22 protein-coding genes and 3 pseudogenes are annotated in these 22,797 nt (G+C 70.4%); 5 read left to right on the top strand and 20 right to left on the bottom strand.

The features are described from left to right. Positions 1-209 precede the first annotated feature (209 nt). The 3 genes from AC559T_RS34810 to AC559T_RS34820 all read right to left on the bottom strand — a co-directional run bounded on the left by AC559T_RS34810 (position 210) and on the right by AC559T_RS34820 (position 2,181). Positions 210-764, bottom strand: coding sequence for a hypothetical protein (locus AC559T_RS34810; protein WP_498871410.1), 555 nt, complete (start codon positions 762-764; stop codon positions 210-212). A gap of 229 nt (positions 765-993) precedes the next feature. Next, entirely contained in the window at positions 994-1,230 is a 237-nt protein-coding gene (acpP, locus tag AC559T_RS34815; protein ID WP_112108212.1) for an acyl carrier protein, read from the bottom strand. A gap of 444 nt (positions 1,231-1,674) precedes the next feature. Continuing rightward, complete coding sequence (locus AC559T_RS34820) at positions 1,675-2,181, bottom strand: lantibiotic dehydratase (protein ID WP_498871411.1); 507 nt, start codon at positions 2,179-2,181, stop codon at positions 1,675-1,677. Positions 2,182-2,257: 76 nt separating this feature from the next. On the opposite strand from AC559T_RS34820, the gene AC559T_RS34825 reads away from it, so the two are divergent. Then, positions 2,258-2,794, top strand: coding sequence for a hypothetical protein (locus tag AC559T_RS34825; RefSeq protein WP_498871412.1), 537 nt, complete (start codon positions 2,258-2,260; stop codon positions 2,792-2,794). A 103-nt stretch (positions 2,795-2,897) separates the two neighbouring features. On the opposite strand, the gene AC559T_RS34830 is transcribed toward AC559T_RS34825, so the two are convergent. Continuing rightward, positions 2,898-3,461, bottom strand: coding sequence for a TetR/AcrR family transcriptional regulator (locus AC559T_RS34830; RefSeq protein WP_235014531.1), 564 nt, complete (start codon positions 3,459-3,461; stop codon positions 2,898-2,900). A gap of 100 nt (positions 3,462-3,561) precedes the next feature. On the opposite strand from AC559T_RS34830, the gene AC559T_RS34835 reads away from it, so the two are divergent. Continuing rightward, on the top strand, positions 3,562-4,392 hold the full coding sequence (locus tag AC559T_RS34835; RefSeq protein WP_071059850.1) for an SDR family NAD(P)-dependent oxidoreductase: 831 nt from the start codon (positions 3,562-3,564) through the stop codon (positions 4,390-4,392). Between the two features lie 229 nt (positions 4,393-4,621). Here AC559T_RS34835 and AC559T_RS34840 read toward each other — a convergent pair whose 3' ends face one another. The 4 genes from AC559T_RS34840 to AC559T_RS34855 all read right to left on the bottom strand — a co-directional run bounded on the left by AC559T_RS34840 (position 4,622) and on the right by AC559T_RS34855 (position 6,263). Further along, complete coding sequence (locus AC559T_RS34840) at positions 4,622-4,816, bottom strand: hypothetical protein (RefSeq protein ID WP_498871413.1); 195 nt, start codon at positions 4,814-4,816, stop codon at positions 4,622-4,624. Between the two features lie 6 nt (positions 4,817-4,822). Further along, positions 4,823-5,347: an IS1634 family transposase gene (locus AC559T_RS34845; protein ID WP_498871422.1), complete on the bottom strand. Its 525-nt coding sequence runs from the start codon at positions 5,345-5,347 to the stop codon at positions 4,823-4,825. After that, complete coding sequence (locus AC559T_RS34850) at positions 5,278-5,628, bottom strand: hypothetical protein (protein ID WP_498871423.1); 351 nt, start codon at positions 5,626-5,628, stop codon at positions 5,278-5,280. Before AC559T_RS34850 ends, AC559T_RS34845 begins: the two co-directional genes overlap by 70 nt. A gap of 338 nt (positions 5,629-5,966) precedes the next feature. Then, positions 5,967-6,263 carry a hypothetical protein gene (locus AC559T_RS34855; protein WP_498871414.1) on the bottom strand — a complete coding sequence of 99 codons (297 nt, stop codon included), beginning with the start codon at positions 6,261-6,263 and terminating at the stop codon, positions 5,967-5,969. 188 nt (positions 6,264-6,451) lie between these two features. On the opposite strand from AC559T_RS34855, the gene AC559T_RS34860 reads away from it, so the two are divergent. Further along, entirely contained in the window at positions 6,452-7,954 is a 1,503-nt protein-coding gene (locus AC559T_RS34860) for an anthranilate synthase component I family protein (protein ID WP_498871415.1), read from the top strand. Continuing rightward, positions 7,951-8,523 (top strand): anthranilate synthase component II, encoded by a 573-nt coding sequence (locus tag AC559T_RS34865; protein WP_112108208.1) that lies wholly within the window; start codon positions 7,951-7,953, stop codon positions 8,521-8,523. The genes AC559T_RS34860 and AC559T_RS34865 overlap by 4 nt, the downstream gene beginning before the upstream one ends. A 13-nt stretch (positions 8,524-8,536) precedes the next feature. Here AC559T_RS34865 and AC559T_RS34870 read toward each other — a convergent pair whose 3' ends face one another. Further along, a complete protein-coding gene (locus AC559T_RS34870; protein ID WP_498871416.1) occupies positions 8,537-9,916 on the bottom strand; it encodes an aminotransferase-like domain-containing protein in 1,380 nt (459 codons plus the stop codon). 169 nt (positions 9,917-10,085) lie between these two features. On the opposite strand from AC559T_RS34870, the gene trpD reads away from it, so the two are divergent. Next, a complete protein-coding gene (trpD, locus tag AC559T_RS34875; protein ID WP_498871417.1) occupies positions 10,086-11,219 on the top strand; it encodes an anthranilate phosphoribosyltransferase in 1,134 nt (377 codons plus the stop codon). On the opposite strand, the gene trpA is transcribed toward trpD, so the two are convergent. The 11 genes and pseudogenes from trpA to AC559T_RS34930 form a co-directional block, all read right to left on the bottom strand. After that, positions 11,216-12,061: a tryptophan synthase subunit alpha gene (gene trpA / locus AC559T_RS34880; RefSeq protein ID WP_112108205.1), complete on the bottom strand. Its 846-nt coding sequence runs from the start codon at positions 12,059-12,061 to the stop codon at positions 11,216-11,218. The two genes, trpD and trpA, sit on opposite strands and share 4 nt — an antisense overlap. Beyond that, a pseudogene (trpB, locus tag AC559T_RS34885) lies at positions 12,058-13,173 on the bottom strand (tryptophan synthase subunit beta); the annotation flags it as partial. The gene trpA and the pseudogene trpB, both read right to left, overlap by 4 nt. Positions 13,174-13,218: 45 nt before the next feature. After that, a pseudogene (locus tag AC559T_RS34890) lies at positions 13,219-13,863 on the bottom strand (indole-3-glycerol phosphate synthase TrpC); the annotation flags it as partial. 127 nt (positions 13,864-13,990) lie between these two features. After that, positions 13,991-14,641 (bottom strand): DsbA family oxidoreductase, encoded by a 651-nt coding sequence (locus AC559T_RS34895; protein WP_112108203.1) that lies wholly within the window; start codon positions 14,639-14,641, stop codon positions 13,991-13,993. After that, positions 14,638-15,927: a flavin-dependent oxidoreductase gene (locus tag AC559T_RS34900; RefSeq protein WP_498871418.1), complete on the bottom strand. Its 1,290-nt coding sequence runs from the start codon at positions 15,925-15,927 to the stop codon at positions 14,638-14,640. The genes AC559T_RS34895 and AC559T_RS34900 overlap by 4 nt, the downstream gene beginning before the upstream one ends. Then, entirely contained in the window at positions 15,924-17,048 is a 1,125-nt protein-coding gene (locus AC559T_RS34905) for a monodechloroaminopyrrolnitrin synthase PrnB family protein (RefSeq protein WP_498871419.1), read from the bottom strand. The genes AC559T_RS34900 and AC559T_RS34905 overlap by 4 nt, the downstream gene beginning before the upstream one ends. Positions 17,049-17,133: 85 nt before the next feature. Next, positions 17,134-18,450 (bottom strand): beta-ketoacyl [acyl carrier protein] synthase domain-containing protein, encoded by a 1,317-nt coding sequence (locus AC559T_RS34910; protein ID WP_498871420.1) that lies wholly within the window; start codon positions 18,448-18,450, stop codon positions 17,134-17,136. Continuing rightward, positions 18,440-19,372 carry an SDR family oxidoreductase gene (locus AC559T_RS34915; protein WP_498871421.1) on the bottom strand — a complete coding sequence of 311 codons (933 nt, stop codon included), beginning with the start codon at positions 19,370-19,372 and terminating at the stop codon, positions 18,440-18,442. Before AC559T_RS34915 ends, AC559T_RS34910 begins: the two co-directional genes overlap by 11 nt. A gap of 115 nt (positions 19,373-19,487) precedes the next feature. After that, positions 19,488-20,933, bottom strand: a complete 1,446-nt coding sequence (locus AC559T_RS34920; RefSeq protein ID WP_112108198.1) for an MFS transporter — start codon at positions 20,931-20,933, stop codon at positions 19,488-19,490. Between the two features lie 19 nt (positions 20,934-20,952). Beyond that, entirely contained in the window at positions 20,953-22,431 is a 1,479-nt protein-coding gene (locus AC559T_RS34925) for a 4-hydroxyphenylacetate 3-hydroxylase family protein (protein WP_112108197.1), read from the bottom strand. Between the two features lie 104 nt (positions 22,432-22,535). Continuing rightward, a pseudogene (locus AC559T_RS34930) lies at positions 22,536-22,797 on the bottom strand (flavin-dependent oxidoreductase); the annotation flags it as partial.

Raw genomic sequence — 22,797 nt, forward strand, 5'->3', positions numbered from 1 at the left:
TAGTGCTGGTTGGGTGCACAAACCCACGCTGACCTGCGCTGGACCCGACTAACAACGATCTTGAGGGTCAAGTACAGCGCTTCTGCACGTGTTAACTTTCCGCGCATGGCCGATCTTCGTGAGGGTCTGGACCCCCTCTGGGGATTGCTGCTGACGAGCTGGAACCGCTCGATGGAAGCGGCACGCAAGGCCCCCAAGACGCGCAAGCTCTACCTCGACACCGCCACCGCAAACCCGCCCGCCTGGCCGCCCTCGTAGGCGGCGAGCGCGGCACGGGCGATCGGCTCGGCCTCGACGCCACCGCCGATACGGGTCAGGAAACCGGCGTACATCATCTCGGCGGCGGCCGGGCCGAACGGGCTGATGCCGGGCTGCAACGGCAGGTCCGTGACCGAGGCGCGCATCCGGTTCAGCGCCGCCCGGGTGCCCTCCGTGTCGCCGAGCGCGCCGAGGGCCCGTGCCTCGTAGCTGGCGATCCGGGCCCGGGTGTACGGGTGGTCCGCCACGACGGCGGTCTTGCGCGCCGAGACGGCTGCTTCCTGGTAGCGGCGGCCGTAGAACGCCAGCGTGGTCACCATCTCCCCGACCGAGGCGGTGAGTACGACGTCGTCGGTCTGGTTGGCGTGGTCTTCGGCGAGGCGGATGAACCGGCGCGAAGCCAGGGTGTCCCCGAGGTTGAACGACAGCCGCGACAGCATGTAAGACGCGTAGCCGGCGGCGACGGTGAGCCGGATCTGCGGGCGGGCCCGGCCGCTGCCGTTCATCAGGTGGTGGTGCGCCGACTTCCACGTCTTCCACACCTTCGGCGCGAGCTGCTGGTGCGGGCCGAAGAACCTGCCTCAAACAGCTTGACGGATTCCGCCGGCGTAGCGCTCGCGAACGCCGCGATTCCCACCCTCACTTCCGGCGCCGCCGGAGACTCGCTGGTCCCCTCCGTGACGATTTCCAGCAGCACCAACTCCGGTGGATCGCGTCGACAGCCCGACAGCGCGCCTACCGCCGGTGTGCGTTGATCCAGTCGATGGCGTCCTGCACGGTGTTGATCTCCTCGGCATCCTCGTCGGATATACCGATGCCGAACTCCTCTTCCAGGGCCACGCCCAGCTCGACAAGGTCCAGGGAGTCCGCTCCCAGGTTCTCGACGAATGACGCGTTGTTCGTCACCTCCTCCGGCTTGACGTTCAGTTGCTCCACGACGACGCTCTTTACGCGCTCCTCGACGGTGGACACTCCGCGGCCTCCTGCTCCGACGTGCGTGGAAACGGACAGAACTTGCATGCTCTCTGAGCAGTCCGCGTCGCGAACTCCAATGTCCGCTCCTGGTGTGGTGATGTTTGCCACGTGGGGTCTGTCCCGTCTGGCGCCATCCAACGAAGGTTCGGTGCCCGCACTCGCAGGCTGTGCTCGACGGGACCCGCTCTTGTCGTAGCTGACCATCATGGTCCGATCACTCTGTCCCGAGTCCGAGATCTTCGGCTGACGTGCGGCCACACCCCTCAACCTCTATCCCATCTTCCTGGCGTTCGTGTTGCCGGCGTAACCCGCTCGACGGGTCTTCGTGTGGGCTGGTTCGACGGACACGGCCGGGCCGTTGACCTGCAGGTTCAGGTTCGCATTAATGCTGGTTGGGTGCACTGCCGGGCGCATGTACTGCTTCCACGCATTCATGGTCCGTCAGTCCCGTGGCAGGAGGGCTGTGGCAGCCGCGTGGGCGAGGACGGCCTGGCTGGTGGCGGACGGGCCGAGCCGGTTCCAGTGGAAGATCAATACGTGTGTGAGGATCGCCCGGAGCCCCCGGCCGAGGTGTGTCTGTGCGGCGGCGTCGCCGAGTTGGCGGCCGGCGGTCTGGAAGGCTGCGAGCCAGGGGGCAGCGTGGGCGAACGCGTCGAGCCCGGCCGCTCTGGGCCGCCAGCGGCTGGCCGGGCGCCCCGGTCGCAACGTTCGCACTGTGTAGGTCGCGGCCAGCCGGTCACGGTCGGCCTGATCGAGCAGGTGGGCGAACCGTCCGGCCATGCTGGTGCAGGTCCGCGGAGCCGCAGTGACCCGTAGCCGGAAGTCACCGCGGCTGATCGCTTCGGTCGAGACGGCCCACACCTCGACGCCGAGCTCAACACGCTGCGGCGGCACGATGTCCCCGTGCTCCCCGACGGTCAACACCTCGACGTCGGCGTCGTAGCTCATCCAGCTGATCGTCTCGGTCTCGCTGGGCTGGAAGGGTGCCGTGAACAGGGGCCCGGGCCTGGATGGTGTCGCCGTCGTGGTAGCAGACGTGCGGGACGGCGAAGACCCACCGGTGGACGTGGATGGTCTGGGCCTGGGCGGCGGTGCGGACCTCGAACGCGAGGCTGGTCGCCCAGCTGGCCAGGTAGTCGTAGTCGCTGAGGATCAGCGCGGCGGCGCCGGCTCGGCGCTCATCATGGCGCTGCGCCAGCTCGGCAGCGCGGTCGGTGTCGCTGTTCTCGGCGCGGTGTACCGCGCCCACCTCGACATAGATGGCCTGTGCCACCCGCGTCGGCCCATGCGGCGCGACGGGGTATCTCGGCCGGCCTCACCGTGGGCCCACCAGCGTGGCTCGGAGGATTTGCTGCGGTCCGCCCGCGCTGCCTTCGTCCACGGCATGGACACAACTCTCTGGATCTGCGCCACCCTCGGCACCGCCACGCTGATCCTCACCCTCCTCGCCCTGCCCGGCCAGCACACACCGATCACCCGACCCCGGCCCAGCCCACACCTCAACCGGCGGCAAGAACGAGCCGACGCGAGGACGAGCAAGCGGCGGCTGTCGCGGGCGTAGACGACCCGGGTTGAGGGGTCGTCCGGTGAGCGCGTCCGCGGTGGTGGGCAGCGGTAGGCCGGCGCCAGCGAGCGGGTAGCTGGTGGGTGGAGGGTGGAGGGTCTTAAGAACATCGCCGCAGCGCTCGGAGGGCGAGTTCGACATAGTGCTCGATGTCCGCGGTGTCCGGATGTGGGAGGAGTTGGAGTATCCGCACGAGGCCGAGGAACTGATAGGCGATGTCGGTGGCCGTGATGTCGTCGGCGAGGGTGTGGTCGGTTCGGGAGCGTTCGACGGCGTCGTGTCCGACGCCGGTCAGGTGGGCGAGGCACCGCTGCAGGTCGGCGCCTGAGGGTTCGGCGTTCGCGAGCAGGTCGACCGCCGCCCGGTTGCGGACCAGAGGCATCAGCGCCGTGGTGAAGAACGCCCGGAGGGCGTCGATCGCGGGCTGATCCGGCGGGAGGCCGGACGTCGCGAGGCCGGCCAGATCGGTACCGGTGACCTCGTGCACCAGGTCCTGGCGTGTCGGGAAGTGCCGGTAGAGCGTGCCGACACCCACTCCCGCTTCCTTGGCGATGGCGCGCATGTCGACGTTCAGGCCGCACTCCCGCAACATCGTCGTGGCCGCCTCGACGATACGGGCCCGGTTGGCGACCACGTCGCGCCGCGGGCCCTGCGTGCGCTCCACGACGACAAGCCTAGCGGCCCGCCCCGCCGATCGGAACGCATGTTCCGATGTGCTATCTTCCCCAAAACGGAACGCATGTTCCGAAGTGGTGGGAGTGGTGATGAAAACGGTCGTGATCACTGGAGGAACCGACGGGATGGGGGCGGCACTCGCGCGTCACTACCTGCGGGAGGGCAACCAGGTCGTCGTGGTGGGCCGCAGCCGAGCCAAGTTCGAGGCGCTGCTCGCCTCGTTGGCTGCTGACGGCGTGGCCGCGACCGGTCGCGCGTCGTTCCTCGCGGCCGATCTTTCCCTCGTCGCCGAGAGTGAACGGGTGGTCGAGCAGATACGGGCGTCCCACGAACGCATCGACGTACTCGTGCTGGCCGCGTCGTTCATCCGCCAGAAGCGCCACGAAACCGCGGAGGGGCACGAAGCATCGTGGGTGCTCTTCTTCGTCTCCAAGTACATCCTGCTCACCGGGCTGGCGTCACTGCTCGCGGACAGTGATCGTCCGACGGTCGTGAACACGTCGGTGCCGGGCGCGAAAGCCGGGGCGATCGATTTCGATGATCTCGAATCCGCGCAGCGCTTCAGCTTCGTCCGATCCAATGCCCAGCAGCGGCGGGCCAACGAGCTGCTCGGCATTCTCGTGACCAGTGACAACCCGGCGCTCGCCTATATCACGTGGGGACCCAGGCGGCTGGTCAGGACCAGCCTCGCCGGCGACGTCGGACGAGCAATGAAAATCGCCTCCGTCCTTCTGGGGGCCGTCGCCGGGCAACGGCCAGACGACGCCATAGCGCCGATCATCACATTCGTCGCCGACCCGCCCGCTGGCCGCGCCGCCTACCGCGGCGCCACACAGGTCGCCCTTGTCCAAGGCCCGCACGATACCGACGATGCTCGCCGGCTCGCGGCCGAGACCACTGCCCTCGTCACCGGCCGCTGAGCGGTCTTTACGGGTCGAGTGCGGCCGGTCGGCGGCAGGGCTGACGGCGTACCGGCCGTACAGTTGACGATCAGTGCCGGGTCTTTCACTGTCGGTCGTGCGTAGTGTGCCGCCTACAAACCCCCAGCCGACTCCTTCACCTGCGTTCCGCGTAACTCGGTCTGCCTAGAGTGGCGATCATGGCTGTGACCTGGGTGGACATGCCGATGTGCCGCTGCGGGCCGTTTCTCTAGGCTCCAGCGGGTTTCGGGGCGGGTCCGGTCGGGGTTCCGGCGCGCTGAGCCCGGTGGATCGTGTGCGGTGGGGTGATGTGCAGGGCCGCGAACAGGTCGCGGGCGGGCTTGGTCAGTTCGGTGACCTGCTGGAAGGTGCCGGCGGGGCCGGTGAGGGTGCCGATGTGGATGCGGTCGAGTTCGCAGCGCATCCGGGTTCAGGTCATGCCGGTGGCGTTCTCGGCGACGCGGACGAGCAGGAGAGCGGGCCAGCAGAGCAGGACGTGGGCGCGGATCCGTTCTTCGAGCCGGTGGTAGACGGGTCGCAGTTGAAGGACGGTCTTCATGTCGCGCCAGCTGCGCTCGACCTCGAGCAGTTGCTTGTAGCCCAGGGCGATGTCCTGCGCGCTCATCGTGGGGTCGGCGCAGCGCAGCAGGTACTTGCCGTCGAGGTTCTCCTCGGCCTTCGTTCTGGTCTTGTCGGTGCGCAGCAGCCCGCCGGGGGTGATGCGCAGGAACCGGTTCAGGCCCGGCATCGTCGAGATCTTCCCGCGCAGCTCGGCTCGTTTCACCGGGGTGAGCGTGTCGCTGCCGGCGATGAGATCTTCGAGCTGGTGGATCAGCTCGGCGCGGGTCGCCGCGTCGCGCGCCGCGGCGTCGGGATTGAAGCAGACTACGAACCGGTCGGCGGTCGCCTCAGCGGAGCCGGACCGTGCTCGTCGGTGGCGGGCTCGCCGCGCCAGTCGCGCGGCACGTCGCCGTCGGGGTCCTCGGTCTCGAAGTAGGTGGAGGTCGTGTCGAAGAACAGCAGGTCGACCTGGAGGTTGAGCAGGTCCGCGACCTGGAAGTAGACCTGCTTCTCCAGCTCGCCGCGGACCTGGTGCAGCCAGTCCATCGCCCGGTAGCAGGCATCGTCGGACACCTCGCCGAACCCGTCGATGTGCACGTCGTGGCTCATCCACTCCGCGGCGGCCAGCTTCGAGGCCGGGGCGAGTGCCCGGTTGGCCACCAGGGCGAACAGCACCCGCTCCGTCGCGGCAGCGCTCCTGGGCCGCCGTGATCGCGGCGTTGGTGAACGAGATGAGTGCGACGCCACGTCGGGGGTCGAGGCCAGGCCGCAGAATGAACCGCTCCACGATGCTCTGGGTCTTGCCTGCTCCTGGGCAGACCCTCACGACCTGGCTGCCCGGTGTCTCGATCAGCAAGCGCTGGGCCGGGCTCGGGTTGAAGCGCAGCCCGGTGGAGGCGTCCGACATCAGGAGACCTTGATCACTTCGGTGATCGCCTGGGCGAGGTACTCCGGGCAGGCGAAGTCTGGGCCGATGAGGGTGGCCAGGTCATGGGCGAACTCACCCTTACTGATCAGTTCCTTGTCGGCGTACGGCGCAAGGTAGAGGGCCTTGGCCTGATCGCCCCCCTCGACGCTCTTCTGCGCTTCTCCTCGGAACGGGGGTGTTGCTTCAGATAGGCAGCACGCAGCACCCGCTCGTTGGCGTCGGCGGCCCCCAGCAAGTCCGCTTCCAGCGTGTAGGGCGCCTCGGCGACATGCAGGATGTCGCTTGCGCCGACCTCCACCGCGAGGGCCTCAAGAGCCTGAACCGCCCGCACCCCGATCGAGCAGCCGCAGGCGGTCACCGCCGTGATGCGACTATGGCTCACCCGGCCGCATGGTGTCGCGCCACAATGACCCGGATCGGTTGACCCACATCGCGCTCTGGCCGGGCTCTGGCCGGATTCGTCGCGGCATTGGCGAGTGGTCCGGTCGACGGCGCATCCGATGGTCTGGCCCGCTCACTGCGGAAATGTTCCACTGACCTCCGCCCGGTCGTGACCGTCGGAGGAGAAGAATGTCTGCCACCGCAGAAAGGGCCGACACGCCGCTGGACGTGTCGGTCGAGGCCACGCCGCTGCCGACTGACGACGCGGACGCGCTGGAGGTGTTTCTCGCGCTGCGCGACCGGCTCGGCGACGAGGAGGTGTTCCTGCTCGAGGACCTGCACCGCGACCAGGCCGGCCAGTGGCAGGGGAGCGTCGTCGGCATCGGGCGACTCGCCGAGATAACGGTCACCGGTCTGCAGGTGCGGGCCACGGGAACAGGGCCCGTGGCGAACGCACTGCGTGCCCACTGCGCCCGGCACACCCGCGACGGATCGCGGCTAGCCGGCCCCTCGGCCGTCTGGGATCTCCTGCGCGGCGCGCTGAACCTGTTCCGGGTCCACACCGCGGTCCCCACGTCCCGGTTCGCGTTCGGTTTCCTCACCTCGGTCGCCTATGACGCCGCCGCTCTGATGGAGGACCTCCGCCCGCGGGAGGCCGAGCCCGATGTCCCGGACCTGACGGTCACCCTGTTCCAGCGGACGATCTGGTTCGACCGGCAGCAGCGCAGCCCGGTCGTACTCACGGCCACCGGGCCCGACCTGCCCGTCCCGTCCCCCCTCGAGCTGAGCACGGACGTCCCGTTCTCCCCGGCCGCGGTGCCCGACGCGCCCGCCGCGCTGTCGGTGCACGACACCGTGGACCGCGCCGAGTTCCTCGGCTGGGTGCAGCGCTGCCTCGACCACATCCGCGTCGGTGACGTCTACCAGATCCAGGTCGGCCACCGGATCGACATCCGGTCCCGACTGGGCCCCACCGGGGTCTACCAGCGACTGCGGGCTCGCAACCCGTCGCCCTACATGTACTTCGTCACCCAGGCCGGCGTAACGCTGATCGGCGCCAGCCCCGAGGTGCTGTTCCGCATCCAGGACGGCCGCGTCGTCATGCGGCCCATCGCGGGCACCACCCGTCGGGATCCCACCGGAGCCGACAACGAGCGCCGGGTCGAGGAGCTGGTGAGCAGCGTGAAGGAGCAGGCCGAGCACATCATGCTGGTCGACCTGTCCCGCAACGACGTCAGCAGAGTCTGCCGGCCAGGGTCGCTGGCGGTGGACGCGCTGATGGCGGTCGAGGAGTTCTCCCACGTCTTTCACCTGGTCTCCACGGTGTCCGGGCAGCTCACGGCCCAGGCCGACGTGTGGGACACCCTGCAGGCCACCTTCCCGGCGGGCACGGTGACCGGCGCGCCGAAGATCCGCGCAATGCAGATCATCGACGAGACCGAGCGCGAGCGCCGCGGCATGTACGCCGGCGCCGTCGGCCTGCTCGACGTCCGTGGCTGGAGCGAACTGGCGCTGTGCATCCGCACGATCGTCCACCGGCGCTCTCCCGAGCCCGACGGCGATGTTCACCACTACTCCACGCAGAGCTGCGCGGGCGTGGTGGCCCTGTCCGAGCCGAAACGCGAATGGGACGAGACATTGGCGAAGATGAGCGCCACCTACTGGGCGGTCACCGGAAACGAGCTGGCATGACCGTATTCGTGGTGGATGCCTACGACAGCTTCGTCCACATCATCGTCGAGTACCTGGGGGCGCTGGGCGCGGACACGGCGGTGGTCCGGTCCGGGATCCACACTCCGGACGGGCTTGCCTCCCGGCAGCCCAGCGCTCTCGTGCTCGGTCCCGGGCCCGGGCACCCCGCCGACTCCGGGCACGTGGAGCTCGTCAACCGCTTCGCCGGCGAGATCCCGCTGCTCGGGGTATGCCTGGGCCACCAGGCGATCGCACTCGCCTTCGGCGGCACGGTACGCCTGGCGGACAATCTGATGCACGGCCGGACCAGCACGATCGCCAACGACGGCGCCGGGGTGTTCGCCGGTCTGTCCGACCGGCTCACGGTCACCCGTTACCACTCGATCGTGGTCGCCGAGCCGCTGCCCGCGGGGCTGGTGGCCACCGCGCGGTCGACCGACGACGGTCACCTCATGGGGCTGCGTCATCGCGACCTGCTGGTCGAAGGCCTGCAGTTCCACCCGGAGAGCATCGCCACGCCGGACGGCTCGGCCATGCTGGCGAACTTCCTCGCCGCCGCGGTCTCCTGACCGCTGCGCGCACCTACCGGCGCCCGGCGCCGCGCTCGTCCAGGTGGCCGATCAGCGCGATCGCCTCGGCGATGTGGTCCCGCTCGACGGCTCCGTACCCGACCACCAGCGCGGGTTCCGCCGCCTGCCGGTCGGTGCGGAAGTCCCGTCCCGTCTGCGCGAGGACGAAGCGTCGGCCGGCGACCAGGGCCAGGCGGGCGTCGTCGACACCGGCCGGCAGTGCCACATAACTGTGCGAGCCAGCCTCGACACCAAGGGTCCTCGCGCCCGGCAGGTAGGAGGCGACCGCGCTCCTGAGGGCGTCATGCCGCGCCTGGTACATCTCCCGAACCCTGCGGATGTGCTGGTCGAACAAGCCCCTGGAGACGAGGTCGGCCAGGGCCAGCTGGGTGAGCCTGTCCGGCGCGCCCAACCATCTGGCCTGGCCGCGGCGCAGCGCGTCGAGCACCTGGGGCGGCCCGACCAGCCAGCCGAGCAGGGGGCCGGGCCCGAGCAGGCTGCGGGTCGAGCCGGCATACACGACCCGGTCGGGCAGGCGGCGCTGGAGAACCAGCGGAGCGCTGCCGCCCCCGAACCAGAGGTGGCCTTCCGGATCGAACTCGATCACCCAACCCCGCGCCTGTTCGGCCCAGCCCACGAGCGCGTCCCGCCGCGGCGCGGAGAGCGCGACGCCGGTCGGCAGTTGCTTGACCGGGTTGACGAGCACCGCGCGGGCACCGGACCGGGCCAGGGCGGCCACGTCCAGGCCGGCGTCGTCGACCGGGACGCCGATCACCTCGGTGCCCGCCCTGGAGACCACTCTCCGGTGCCGCGGGTCGCCCGGGTCCTCCACGGCCAGACGGTCGATGCCGAACTCACGCAGAACAGCGCACACCGCGGTCAGGGCATGGGTGAACCCCGAGGTGACAGCGATCTCCGACGGCGCCGCGGTCACGCCGCGAACCCGGCCGAGATAGCCGGCCAGCTCGGCGCGCAGCTCGGGCGCGCCCAGCGCGTTGTGCGCCGGCCGCTGGCCCCGGTCCATCGACCGGACCACGCCCTCGTAGGCGATCAGCCATTCCCGGCCGGGGAACAGCGCCGCGCCCGTCGCGCCCGCCCTCAGATCGAACCGGACCGGGTACGGCGTGACGGCGGTGGTGTCAGGGAACGCGCCGACCGGCAGGTGGGACGAGACCCGGGTGCCCGAGCCCTGGGCGGCGCGCAGGTAGCCCTCCCCGACCAGCTGTTCGTACGCCTGGACCACGACGCTGCGGGACACCCCGAGGTCGCTCGCCAGGCTCCTGCTCGACGGCAGCCTGGTCCCCGGGGGGAGGGTGCCGTCGAGAACACGGCTCCGGACAACCGTCTTGATCTGCGTGGACATCGATACCGCGGAACCGCGGTCGACGTCCATCGAAAGCATTCTCGACATTTCTTCTCTTCCAGGTTCCAGAAGATTCGCTCGCTGATCGCCGCACCGGCGGCGCTGTCGAAATGGACCGGCCGCACCGGCCCGTGGCGGTCTTGTGACCCGGCGCAGGTGCTGACAGCCTGACTTCCACCAGACGGAGGGAGAGACAGCCATGGCCGAGCAGGAGAGACGTCCTGTTACCGACGCGGCCCGCTGGACCTCGATCCTGTCCGCGCTCACGGAAGGCCGGGATCTCGCCGGGCCGGACGTCGAGTGGGTCATGAACGAGGTCATGCGGGGCGCGGCGGACGACGCCCGGCTCGCCGGGTTCCTGGTCGCTCTGCGCGCCAAGGGCGAGACGGTCGCCGAACTGGACGCGCTGCTGCGCGCGATGCTCCGCCACGCCGTGCCCGTCCAGGTCGACGGCCCGGTCCTGGACATCGTCGGCACGGGTGGAGACCACGGCGGCACGGTGAACATCTCCACCATGTCGGCGGTCGTCGCCGCGGCCGCCGGGGCCCGTATTGTCAAGCACGGAAACCGCTCCTCGTCCTCACGATGCGGTTCCGCCGATCTGCTCGAACAGCTCGGCGTGGCGATCGACCTGCCGGCCTCGGCCGTGCCGGCATCGCTCGACGAGGTCGGAATAGCGTTCTGTTTCGCTCCGGTGTTCCATCCCGCGATGCGCCACGCGTCGCCCGTCCGCCGCGCACTGGGCCTCCCGACCGCCTTCAACGTGCTGGGCCCGTTGAGCAACCCGGCCGTACCCGCCGCCTGCGCGGTCGGTGTCGCCGACCGGCGGATAATCCCCGTGGTCGCCGGCGTGCTGGCCGAGCGTGGCGCCCGCGCCCTGGTGTTCCGCGGCGACGATGGTCTCGATGAGCTGACCGTGACTACCACCTCGCAGGTGTGGGCGGTGCAGGACGGAACGGTTCGCGCGGAGGCGTTCGACCCCCGGGCGGTCGGCATCCGCCGAGCGGGACCTGATGCGCTGCGTGGCGGGGACCCGGAACACAACGCGACTGTGGCCCGCGAGGTGTTCGCCGGCTCGCGCGGACCCGTCCGCGACGCCGTGCTGCTGTCCGCCGCGGCCGGACTGGCTGCTGCCGTGCCCAGCGCCGAGCCGGTGGCGGCACGCATCGGGGCGCAGCTCGCCAGGGCCGAGCGGGCGATCGACGAGGGCCACGCCCAGGCGTTGCTGGAACGCTGGGCCGCGGTCAGCGCCAGGCTGGCCGGCACGCGACCGGCTGGCGATGTGCCGACAGCGTCCGCCGCCACCGCGCCACACCCGCGCCTCGCCGGCTAGGCCCCGCGAACCCCTCGCGCCAGGTCGGCGGCGAGGCGGCCCACCGCCCGGATGCCCGCGGCCTCCGAGTCCGCGTCCAGCAGCCGTCGCACGAAGGCCGCTCCGACGATCACCCCGTCGCACTCGGGCGCGATGGCGGCGGCCTGCTGCGGGGTGGACACGCCGAGCCCCACGCACACCGGGATGTCCCGCGCCGCGCGGACCCTGCGCACCAGCCCGGCGGCGACGGCGGCCTGCGCCCCGCCCGTCCCGGTCACCCCCATGAGGGATGCCGCATACACGAAACCCGTCGAGGCCTGCGCGGTCAGACTGATCCGTTCCCGGGTGGAGGACGGGGCGACCAGGTACACGCGGTGCAGCCCGGACTCGGCCGAGGCAGCGCTCCAACCGCTGGTGCCGGCCTCCTCCGGGATGAGGTCCGGGGTCACCAGCCCGTGCCCGCCCGCCTGCGCGAGCCGGCTCGCGAACCTCGCGACGCCATAGCGTTCCACCAGGTTCCAGTAGGTCATGCACAGGACCGGAACGTTCCGGCCGGTGACCGCCGCGACGATGTCGAACAGGTCGTCGGTGGTGAAGCCGGCGGCCAGGGCCGCCGCGGTGGCCCGCTGGATCACCGGGCCGTCCATCACCGGGTCGCTGTAGGGCAGGCCCAGCTCGATGATGTCGACACCGGACTCGGCCATGGCCTGCGCCGCCGCCACCGTCGCGCGGGCGGACGGGAACCCCGCGGGCAGGTATCCGACCAGTGCCGCGCGCCCCTGGGCTCCGGCGTCGCGCAGCGCGGCGGTGAGCCGGTCCGTGGCACCGGTGTGCTGGTCCGTGCCGCCGTCGTGCCCGGTCACCCGTCGCTCCCCTGAAGTCCGAAGTAGCCGGCCGCGGTGCCCATGTCCTTGTCTCCCCGGCCGGACAGGCAGACGACCACCAGTGGTTCCCGGCCCAGCTCGGCGGCGAGCCGGGGCGCCAGCCGCAACGCGCCGGCCACCGCGTGCGCGGACTCGATCGCCGGGATGATGCCCTCGGTTCGGCTCAGCAGCCGGAAGGCTGCCATGGCCTCGTCGTCGGTCACCCGTTCGTAGTTCACCCGCCCCTGGTCGCGCAGCATCGCGTGTTCGGGCCCGACACCCGGGTAGTCCAGCCCCGCGGAGATGGAGTGGCTCTCCCGCGTCTGCCCGAACTCGTCCTGGAGCAGGTAGGTGCGCGCGCCGTGGAGCACCCCCACCGAGCCTCCGGTGATGGACGCGGCATGGCGGGGGGAGCCGTCGCCCGCGCCGCCGGCCTCCATGCCGTACAGCCGCACCGACTCGTCCTGCAGAAAGGGATGGAACGCGCCGATTGCGTTGGACCCCCCGCCGACGCAGGCCACGACCGCGTCCGGAAGCGCGCCGTGCGCGACGCGCATCTGCCGCCGGGTCTCCACTCCGATGACGCGGTGGAAGTCCCGGACCATCGCTGGGAACGGATGTGCGCCCGCCGCCGTGCCGAGCAGGTAGTGGGTGGTGCCGGCGTTCGTCACCCAGTCGCGCAGCGCCTCGTTGATCGCGTCCTTGAGCGTGCGGCTGCCGGTGTCGACCGGTACCACGGTCGCTCCGAGGACGGCCATCCTGGCCACGTTGAGCGCTTGGCGGCGGGTGTCCTCGGCGCCCATGTAGACGACGCACTCCAGCCCGAGCAGCGCCGCCGCGGTGGCGGTGGCCACGCCGTGCTGACCTGCCCCCGTCTCGGCGATCAGACGGCTCTTGCCCATGGAACGGGCCAGCAGAGCCTGGCCGAGCACATTGTTGATCTTGTGTGATCCGGTGTGGTTGAGATCCTCGCGCTTGAGCAGGATGCGCGCCCGGGTGCCGGCCGCGAGGCGGGTGGCCTCGGTGAGCAGGCTCGGCCGGCCCGCGTACCCCGTCAGGAGGCGGGCGAAGTCGGCGAGGAACGCGGGATCCGTGCGCGCGCCGTGGTAGGCCCGGACGTCGTCGGGCCCCCGTACCCCGGACTCCGCGACGCGGACCACATCGCCCGGGATCGCGTGTGCCAGCCTCGTGAGGATGCCGCGGTCGACGGCGAGCGTGGTCAGGTCGCGGGCGTTGACGCCGACGATCTGCGCCCCGGCGTCGACCGCCACGGCCAGCTCCGCCTCCGAGTGCACCTCGACCAGCGCCGCCAGGCCGCAGTCGGCCGCCTCGTTCAGCAGGCTCGTCAGCTCGCGCGGCTCGAGCGCGGCGACGATGAGCAGCACCAGATCCGCGCCATACGCGGCGGCCTCCACGACCTGGTACGGATGCACGACGAAGTCCTTGCGCAGCACCGGGACACCGACCCCTTCCCGGACAGCCGCGAGATCGTCGAGCGTCCCGCCGAAGAACCGCGGCTCGGTGAGAACGCTGATCGCGGCGGCTCCGCCCGTGGCATAGGCCGCCGCCAGCGCGGCCGGATCCGCGATCGGGGCCAGTGCGCCCCGTGCGGGGCTGTTGCGCTTCACCTCGGCGATCACCCGCACACCCTCGGGCGCGCGCAGCGACGTGATGATCTGAGCGCCCGACAGCCGCGTCGGTCGGTCCTCCGCCCGGCGCCGCAGGCCGGCGATGCCGACCTGCGCCATCCGCCGGGGAAGCTCGGCGCGCTGAGACGCCAGGATCTCCGCCAGGACGCTCATCGGTGCCGCCCCGGCGGTGGGAAGACTGGCGTGGGGGTGCGGTGTGCCTGGCGGAGTCTGCGGATCGACCCGGCACGCGGCGGTCGCGGCCCGGCGTCCGGCCGGCCACGGTGACCAACGGGTGTTGTCACGATCTCTCACTCCCGGACGCGTCGGTACGAGCAGCAGCCAGCAGGGCGGCGAGGTAACGGGAGGACGACTGGTAGTGCTCGATCCGGGTGCTCCGGTCGAACACGACTACGGGGACCGCGGCGCACTCGACGCGGGTCTCGGCGATCCTGGCCCGCACCGCGGCCAGGTACTCGTCCGAGGCGACGAGCCGCTCGGCACGCGCGGGCGCCACGCCCGCCGCGACGGCGCACCGCACGAGCACCTCGGCGTCTGCGACGTTCCCGCCGTGGACGAACCACTCCGCGAAGAGGTTCTCCTCGACATCGGCGCGTACCCGCCATCCGTACTCGCGCCCGGCCATCCAGAGCAGGCGGTGCGCGTGGACGGTGTTCACCGCGAGTGCCTTCTCGTTGTTGAACCGCACGCCGAGCCCCGCGCCGGCGGCGGTGACCTTCTCGCTCATGCGGCGGGCCCGGTCAGGCCCGTACTTACGGCCGAGGAAGTCCAGGACCGGGACGGGTCGTTCCGGATTCTCCCCGTCGATCTGATAGGGGTGAGCAAGAACCTCGATGCGCTCCTCGCCGTACTGGGCGGTCGCGGCACGGAGGTTGCGCACGGCGAGGTAGCACCATGGGCACGAGATGTCGGAGTACACGTCGATCCTCACCCGCCACCGCCTCGCTGCCCGGCGACCGGGCCGGCCAGATAGGACGCACGGGTGTTCACGGTGTGCGGGTCGAAGCCACCCTGACGGGCATAGGAGCGCGACAGCGCGTCGAGCTCTTCGGCCGGGATCACGTCCTCGACGGACTCGAACCCGTTCGGGGCGCGCTCGTCGACCATGTCGATCACCATTTCCGGTCCTCTTCTGCGGCCCGCCCCCTGCAGTTCCGCCATGGTGGGCCGACGCCGGCGGTCATAGGCCGCAAGTGCCTCGTCCAGGTCCGGATGTCCCGCCAGCGCGCCGGCGAGCGCCCGGCCGTCCACGATGGACTGGGTGGCGCCGTTGGATCCCATCGGGTGCATGGCGTGCGCGGCATCGCCGAGCAGGACGACCCGGCCGCTGGTCCAGCCCGGTAGCGGGTCGAGGTCCACCATGGGGTACTCCAGCGCCTGTTCTGCCGACAGGACCAGCCGGGGGATGTCGAGCCAGTCGTACGCCAGGTCGGCGAAGTCCTCGATGAACCGCCCGGGCTCGACCGGGCGGTTCCAGTCGGCCCGGTCGACCACTTCACCCTCCCGTGCCTGCCGGGCCACGGCCCAGTTCATCAGCACCGGATCCGCGGGCTGCAGCGGTCTGGACATGGGATAGACCACGGCACGGCGGCCACGGTCACCGGCGATGATCATCGTGCGGCCGTCGAGGAAGGGACGCGCCCACGCGGTGCCCCGCCAGACGACGAAACCGTTCCACCGCGGCCCGCCGTCGCGTGGGTGCATGGCGGCCCGGACCGCGGAGTGGATGCCGTCGGCGCCGATCAGCAGGTCCGCGTACCGGCGGGATGCGGTGGCGCCACGGTGTTCCACACCGATCGCCACCTCGCCGATCGGCGTGTTCTCGAAGTCGGTCACCCTCGCGTCCAGGACGACCGCATCGTGCCCGAGGCGCTCCCGGACGGCTTCGAGCAGCACACTGTGCAGCCGCCCTCTGGGAACCGACAGCTGGGGCCAGCGGTAACCGGCCGCGAGTCCTCTGGGCTCGTTCCAGATCAGCGAGCCGAAACGGTTGTAGTAGGAAAGGCTCCCGGTCATCACCGCGACCTCGGCGAGCCGTTCCAGCAGGCCGAGCTCGTCGAGCTCGCGCACGGCGTTGGGAAGGATGTTCAGGCCGACCCCGAGCGGTCGGATCCGGGGCACCGACTCCAGCAGGGTGACATCGGAGAATCCGGCTGCCCGCAGGCTCAGAGCCGCCGATAGCCCGCCTATCCCCGCCCCGGCGATGACGATTCTCACGTGGCGGCCCCGGCTGCCCGAGCACGGGTGTCCGGCCCGCTCATCTCCTTGGTGACCTGGGAGTTCTGCCTGGTCAGGACGATGATCTCGCGTAGCAGGTCGACGCTGGCGCCACCGCTGCCGACCGGGTAGAGCCGCAGATCCTCCTGATAGGCCTGCCGCGCGATGGTGAGGTGGCGTCCCCGGAAGACGAGCATGGTGCGCAGCACCCGGGCGAGCGCACGGGCGCTGGAGACCAGAGTGGGCGCTGCGCGGTCCGCGGTGCTGCGATCGTCGCCGTAGGCGTCGATCACAGCTGTGACCAGCGATGAGGTGCCGACCCAGGCCGTGTGTAGTTCCCGCCATCGCGGCAGGCTGTAGGGCACCGAATGGTCGAGGAAGTCCAGATAGTTCCGCTCCCCGCGGTCGGAGGCCCACACCGCCTCGTCGACCAGCCACAACGGAACCTGCGCCGCGGCGGGCCCCAGGTACTTCCGCCCGTCCACTTCCACGTCCTCGAAATAGGGGCGCAGTGTGCGGGCGAAGAACTGTGGGCTCACGTGTTCGCCGACCAGTTTGATCGCCTCAACCATCGGCTGCAACTCCCGGTCAAGCGCGTCCGCCAGCACCGCGAACTTCGGATCGGCGGGCTCCACGTCACGGAGAATGTGGCACATCTCCAGCGCCGCACGCAGGTGGGGAAAAACGATGCGCACGGCGTTCTGCAGATGGTTCTCCTGGGCGTCTCCCGTGTACATGCGCTGCCGCTCGCCGAGCGGGTTCCAGGTGCAGTAGTGATGCACGATGTCCCTGGGGACGAGATCGGTCCTGTTTCCGAGTTCGACCAGGAGCGGGCCCACCTCGGGGACCAGCCCGACCGGTTCGTGGCCGTGCCGCTTGATCGATCCGAGGAAGAGGCCGACGTCCCGCATGGCCGCCAGGCAGTCGTCCATGTCGAGGTCCGCCAGTCCGCGTGCGTCCGGCAGGAGGTCGCGCAGCGATCCGACCAGGCTCGTGACGTCGGCACGCCGGTTCATCTCAGGAAGCCGGCCGCACACCTCGTCGGCACCGAGCGGATCAATGGCGCGTACATGCTCGATCTGTATGTCGTTTCCGTGAAGTAAGGAGCCACGGAAAAACATCGTTGCCTCCAGGATGTTCTGGGGAACAGCAGCGAGGCGAGCCAGAAAAGTGGCATGGAAAGGCCCGCACCTGCCGACGCCCGGATTACGGTTGCCCGCCGGGCGCCCTTTTTTCCGGGGTCGTCGTGAGTACCACGTGAACGTTGGTCGAGGAAACACCCTGGCCGTTGACCGCCGCGACGACGGGCGTTCCCCGGTCCGGCAGCCTGGTCAGGATGGTCGGCACGGCGAGGGGAACACGGTCCCAGTCGACCGCCGGGTGGGGAGTGGTGAAGTGGAGGCTGGCGGGAACGGCTCCGTGCTCCAGGCACAGCACGGTCTTGATGAGCCCGGCGACGCCGCCCGCGGCCTCGGCGTGGCCAATGTTGGACTTGAGCGAGCCGACCAGGCAGGGTCGGCCGGCCGGGCGCCCCTGCCCCAGCACGGCGGTGAGCGCGCGCAGCTCCGCCACGTCGATCCGGGTGCCGGTGCCGTGCGCCTCGACATAGTCGACCTCGGCGGGCGCGATCCCGGCGTCCAGGTAGGCACGACGCATCGCTTCGGCCTGGCCCTTCTCCGAGGGGTGCAGCAGCGTCTCCTTGTCCCGGCCGTCATTGGTGACTGCGCTGCCGGCGATGACGGCGCGCACACGGTCGCCGTCCAACAGCGCGCGGACCAGCGGCTTGAGCAGCACCACGCCGGCCCCCTCGGCCCGCACGAAGCCGTCGGCGGACGCGTCGCCGAACTTGCACCGCCCGTCGGGGGAGAGCACCCCGCCGCGACCGAGCATGACACCGGCCTGCCGGCCCGACAGCAGGCTGACGCCGCCGGCAAGGGCCAGCTCCGCGTCCCCCGCGCGCAGGCTGCGGCAGGCCAGGTGGACCGCCACCAGGGAGGACGCCTGCGCCGCGTCCACAGTGACGGAGGGCCCTCGGAGATCGAACGTGTGACTCACCCGCCCGGAGAGAAGGCCGCGCTGGTGGGAGCCCACGAAGTCACCCAGGTCGAGCCCGGCGGACCGGGACCGGAGATCCCAGAAGTCCGAGGCGGACTGCCCGACACAGACGGCTGTGGGGCTCCCGGCGATGCCGGCCGGGTCGAGGCCGGCGTCCGCGATGGCGTCGTGCACGACCCGCAGCAGCACGTGCTGCTGGGGATCCATCCGGGCCGCCTCGTCGGGATCGATACCGAAACGGGTCAGGTCGGAACAGCCGGCGCCGTCGATGTGCCCGGCCCGCCGCAGACCGGTCCCGGACCGGGCCGGCCCGACCGCATCGCGCGCCTCGGCCAGCAGACGCCACAGCTCCCGCGGACCACGGGCGGACGGCAGCTCACAGCCCATGCCGATGACGGCAACCGCGCTCTCCCGTCCTTCGACGGTGACCGAGCCCTCCCGCCTCTCCCCGGGACGCTCAACTGCCATGGTCGGCTCTGACCGGATCCGGCGTCCCGGCGCCGTTCGAGCTGGCGGCCGCCCATATTTTCCAGGGCTGGGCGGCGACCCACTCGTTGATCGGGGTGAGGCGGATGCCCAGGACACGCTCGACCTCGTCGTGGTCGGCGACGAAGAGCTCGGCGTCACCGCCGGTGCAGGCCCACCGGTAGATTCCCGCCACGCCTGCCGCGGCAGGCGTGGCGAGCACCGTCCGCAGCCCCGTCTCGAAGTCGTTCACCTCCAGCGGAACGTAGGCGACGTCCCTGCCGAGCACGGCGGCGAACACCTGTGCCAGCTCTCCTCCCGTCACCGTGTCGGGGCCGCCCAACGACAGCACCGTTCCCTCGAGCCCCTCACCGCGCAGGGCCGCGAGGGTGGCCGTGGCCAGGTCCGCGTGCGAGAGCCAGGAGACCCTGCGCCCCTCGGGCAGCGGATAGGCCAGCACCCCGTCGTTGATCAGCGCGGGCCCGTTCCACGGGCTGAACAGGTTGTCCAGGTACACCGGCGGGCGCAGCACGACCGTCGGCAGATCACCGTCCGCCAGCACGGCCTCGGCGGCGCGGCGGGTCTCATAGGCCGCGTACGGGGTGACCTGCCCCGGCAACGGGGTGTTGGTGTTGTAGACCAGTCGGGTCACGCCCGCCTCACGCGCGGCGGCGGCCACATTGCGCGCATAGGTCTGGACCAGGTCCACGTCGTAGACCAGCGGCAGCACCACGGATGCGTGCGTGACGCCGACAAAGGCCTTGCGGACGTCGTCGAGCTCGGCGAGGTCGCCCAGAACGGTCGGAAGCTCTGGTGCGCCGGGGACCGGTGCACCAGAGCCCCGGGCGAACCCGCGGACATCGAGGCCCTCGGCGAGCAGGGCTCGGGCCACGGCGTCTCCCTGGAAGCCACGCGCTCCGATCACCAGATATGTGCGGTCCTCTGACATGGTTTCTCGCCCTTTCGTCGCTGTGCTGTCGTGGGCCGGCGACGGCCGCGGACGCACCGGTCGCTGTGTCGTGATGCAGCCCCCAGGGGGCTCAGCTCTCCCTGTCGCCTGGTGCGGCCATCGACACCGGTGGCCTTTCCCGGGTCGGCTCCTGCTGTGGTCTCGCCGTCCGTGGCACCGCCGCGTAGAGGGCGGACAGCAGCGCGATGGCGGAGGCGACGATGAACGCGACGGCGAATCCACTGGTGAGCGCCGCGGGATCGTCCGGGCCGCCCTCGGCGGAGACGCGCGCGCTGGCGATACCGCTCAGCACGGCCAGACCGATGACCGAGCCGAACTGCTGACTGGTGTTGATCAGCCCGGAGGCGAGGCCGATCTCCTCCGGCCCGGCGTCCGCGGTCGCCGCGACGTTCGTGGTGATGGCAACCAGCGGAAGGCCGACCCCGAGGATCAGGCTGGGCAGGAGGATGTCCCCGGTGAACGAGCCATCGGGAGACAGCAGCGACAGCCACGCCATGCCGACGGCCACGAGCACATAGCCCGCGGTCATCGCCGGCCGGAGCCCGAGGCCGCCGATCAGCCGGTCCGCGTTGGAAGCCACCAGAATGACCACGACGCACAACGGGAGCAGCGCGCTGCCGCCCGCGACCGGTGAGTAACCGAGAACATCCTGCAGATACACACTGACGAGGAAGAACATCGGAAAGAGCACGACCTGCCCGAGCGCAGAGAGGAGGTTCGCCCGGCGTAGGACCGGCCTCCGCACGACCGCGGCCGGAACCAGGGGAACGCGCACCCTGCCCTCCAGCCAGACGAAGACCGCCAGGAGAACCACCGCCGTCACGCCGGGTACGAGGGTCCGCGGCGAGGTCCAGCCGGCCACCCCCGTGTTCACCAGGCTGTAGGCGAGCAGCGCGAGCCCCGAGGTGACGGACAGCGCGCCACCGAGGTCGAAGCCGAGGCGTGCCGACGGACGCGTGTCCGGCGCCAGCGCCCGAAGAGCCGACCCGACGAGCACGAGGCCGGCGACCACGTTCAACCCGAACGTGGACCGCCAGGTCAACCAGCTCGTGAGCACGCCGCCGAGCACGGTTCCCGCGGCGCCGCCCGCGCCGGCCATCGCCGCGAACACGCCCAGCGCCCGATGACGGTCGGGGCCGTCCGGGAACAGGCTGAGCAGCAGGGCGAACGCCGCGGCCGCCGCCAGAGCCGCACCGGCACCCTGCACCGCACGGGCGGCGATCAGCCACGAGGCCGTCTGCGCCACCGCGCCGGTCAGCGACGCGGCGACCAGGACGGCCAGACCCGTGAGGAACAGCCGCCTGCGCCCGAACAGGTCCGCCAGACGACCACTGAGCAGCAACAGCCCGCCGAACGTCACCAGATAGGCGTTGGCCACCCAGGACAGAGTCGCCGCCGAGACGTCGAACTCGTCCCCGATCGACGGCGCCGCGACATTTATGATCGCCGTGTCCAGAATCAGGAGGAACTGGGTGCCGGCGAGCAGCGTCAGGGCGCTACGGGCAGATTTTTCCAAAAGGTATCACCTGTTTCGGCTAGCTCGTCAGCGCTGGCCCGGCGGGAAGGTCATAGCCCTGCATGCACCTCTCGACGAGCTGCTCCAGAAGTTCCGGCCGGCTGTCGCGCAGAATCATCGGAAAATAGACGTGCGGCGCGCCGTGGTAAAAGCGTTCGTACTGCTCGTGCCGGCCGGCGAACTCCGAGCCGAGCGCATCCCACGCGAGCTTCAGGAGCTTGATCCGCCGTTCGGCAGGATGCCCCGGCGAACGCACGTACTTCGCGATCAGGCCGCCCATCTCGGGGTGACGCAGGTCGAGGCCGGACGCGGGGAGCTGGATGAGCCCGCCACCGGCAAGGAGCTTGACCTCCTGGACGATCTTCGGGTAGATCTCGCCGGCCATGGCCCGGTGTGCGGATGCGATCTCGTTGTTGATCCGTACCCCGCTGCCCCCCGGTACGGGTTCCCAGGCCGCCTCGGCGGCGAGGACCATCGACCTCGCGACGGTCAGCCAGCCGAGGATCTTCCCGATCTGGTTCTGCACCGGCGGCAGCTCATAGGTGTTGTTCGCCTTCGCGATGAGGATGGCGAGCCCGGACAGGAACTCGAGCTTCGTCCAGAACCGTGTCGCCGCCTGATGCACGAAGTTCGCGTAGGCCGCCGTGCCCCACCACTGCAGCAGCGCGGCACGGGTGTCCCGGTACACCAGCACGCGGTCCCAGGGGACGAAGACGTCGTCGCACACCAGTAACGCGTCGTTCTCGTCGAACCGGGAGGACAGCGGATTGTCGAACACGCTTCGCGCCGAAGCCTCGTACGAGGCACGAGAGACGAGCTTCAGCCCCGGCGTGTCGATCGGCACGGAGAACGACAGCGCGTAGTCCACGTCCTGCGGGGGCAACGGCTCGATGGTGCCGACGATGATCTCGTTTCCGAAGACCGCCGCGGTGCCTATCATCTTGGCGCCACGGACCACGATCCCGCCGTCGAGCTCCTTCACCGCCCGGACGTAGAGGTCGTCCTCCTCCTGCTCGGAGGCGGACCTCGTCCGGTCGATCTGCGGGTTCGTGATGGTGAACGCCTGGTACAGGTCGCCGCCGGCCATCCGGCGGTGGTAGGCACCGAGGTTCTGCCGGCCGTCGAAGGACTCGCCCGCGAACACCTCGGGGACAGCCAGGAACCCGGCGATGCCGCCGGCCATGTAGTCGGGCGAGCGCCCGAGGTATCCGAAGCTCGCTTCGGCCCAGACCTTGTACGCCTTGCGCCGGGCGACCAGGTCCTCGTAGTTCTCCGGAATCCGGTACGCCCGGTGTTCTCTGGTGCTTCCGTCGTCGCCGCGCACGGTCAGGACGTCGACGAGTCCCGGATCGTGGGTCAGATCGTAGAGTTCGGCGATCGAGCGCGCCGTGTTCTGGAAGGCCGGGTGGTTCGTGACGTCCCTGACGAGTTCGCCGTCAAGCCACACCTGACGGCCGTCGCGCAGGGAATCAAGATACTGGCTTCCGGTACGGGTCATGTTGCCTCTCTCGCTGCGATGACCAGTTCTGCGGTGATCCGCGTGGCAGACAGGGAATCGTCGGGGCGCGGCGGGGCCCGGGAGGCTGTCCCGCCGCCTGGAGATCACCCGGTTGCGCCCACGAGACGGGCCCGTCGGGTGTCGTAGGGAGACCTGGTGTTGACGCTGCCGCGGTCGAAGGCGGCCAGTTCGGCGTATCGATCGCATATCGCGCGCAGTTCGGCGGTGGGCAGCACGTCGTCGACGGTGGCGAATCCCTCTGGTGCGCGGCGGGCGACCAGGTCGATAACCGCCTCCGGACCCATCGCCCGATTGGCGATCTGGACCTGCGTGGCCACCGGGCGCCGATGTCGTTCGTAGGCTGTC

Origin of the sequence: Frankia sp. Hr75.2, assembly GCF_949319125.1 — a bacterium.
GTDB lineage: Bacteria > Actinomycetota > Actinomycetes > Frankiales > Frankiaceae > Parafrankia > Parafrankia soli.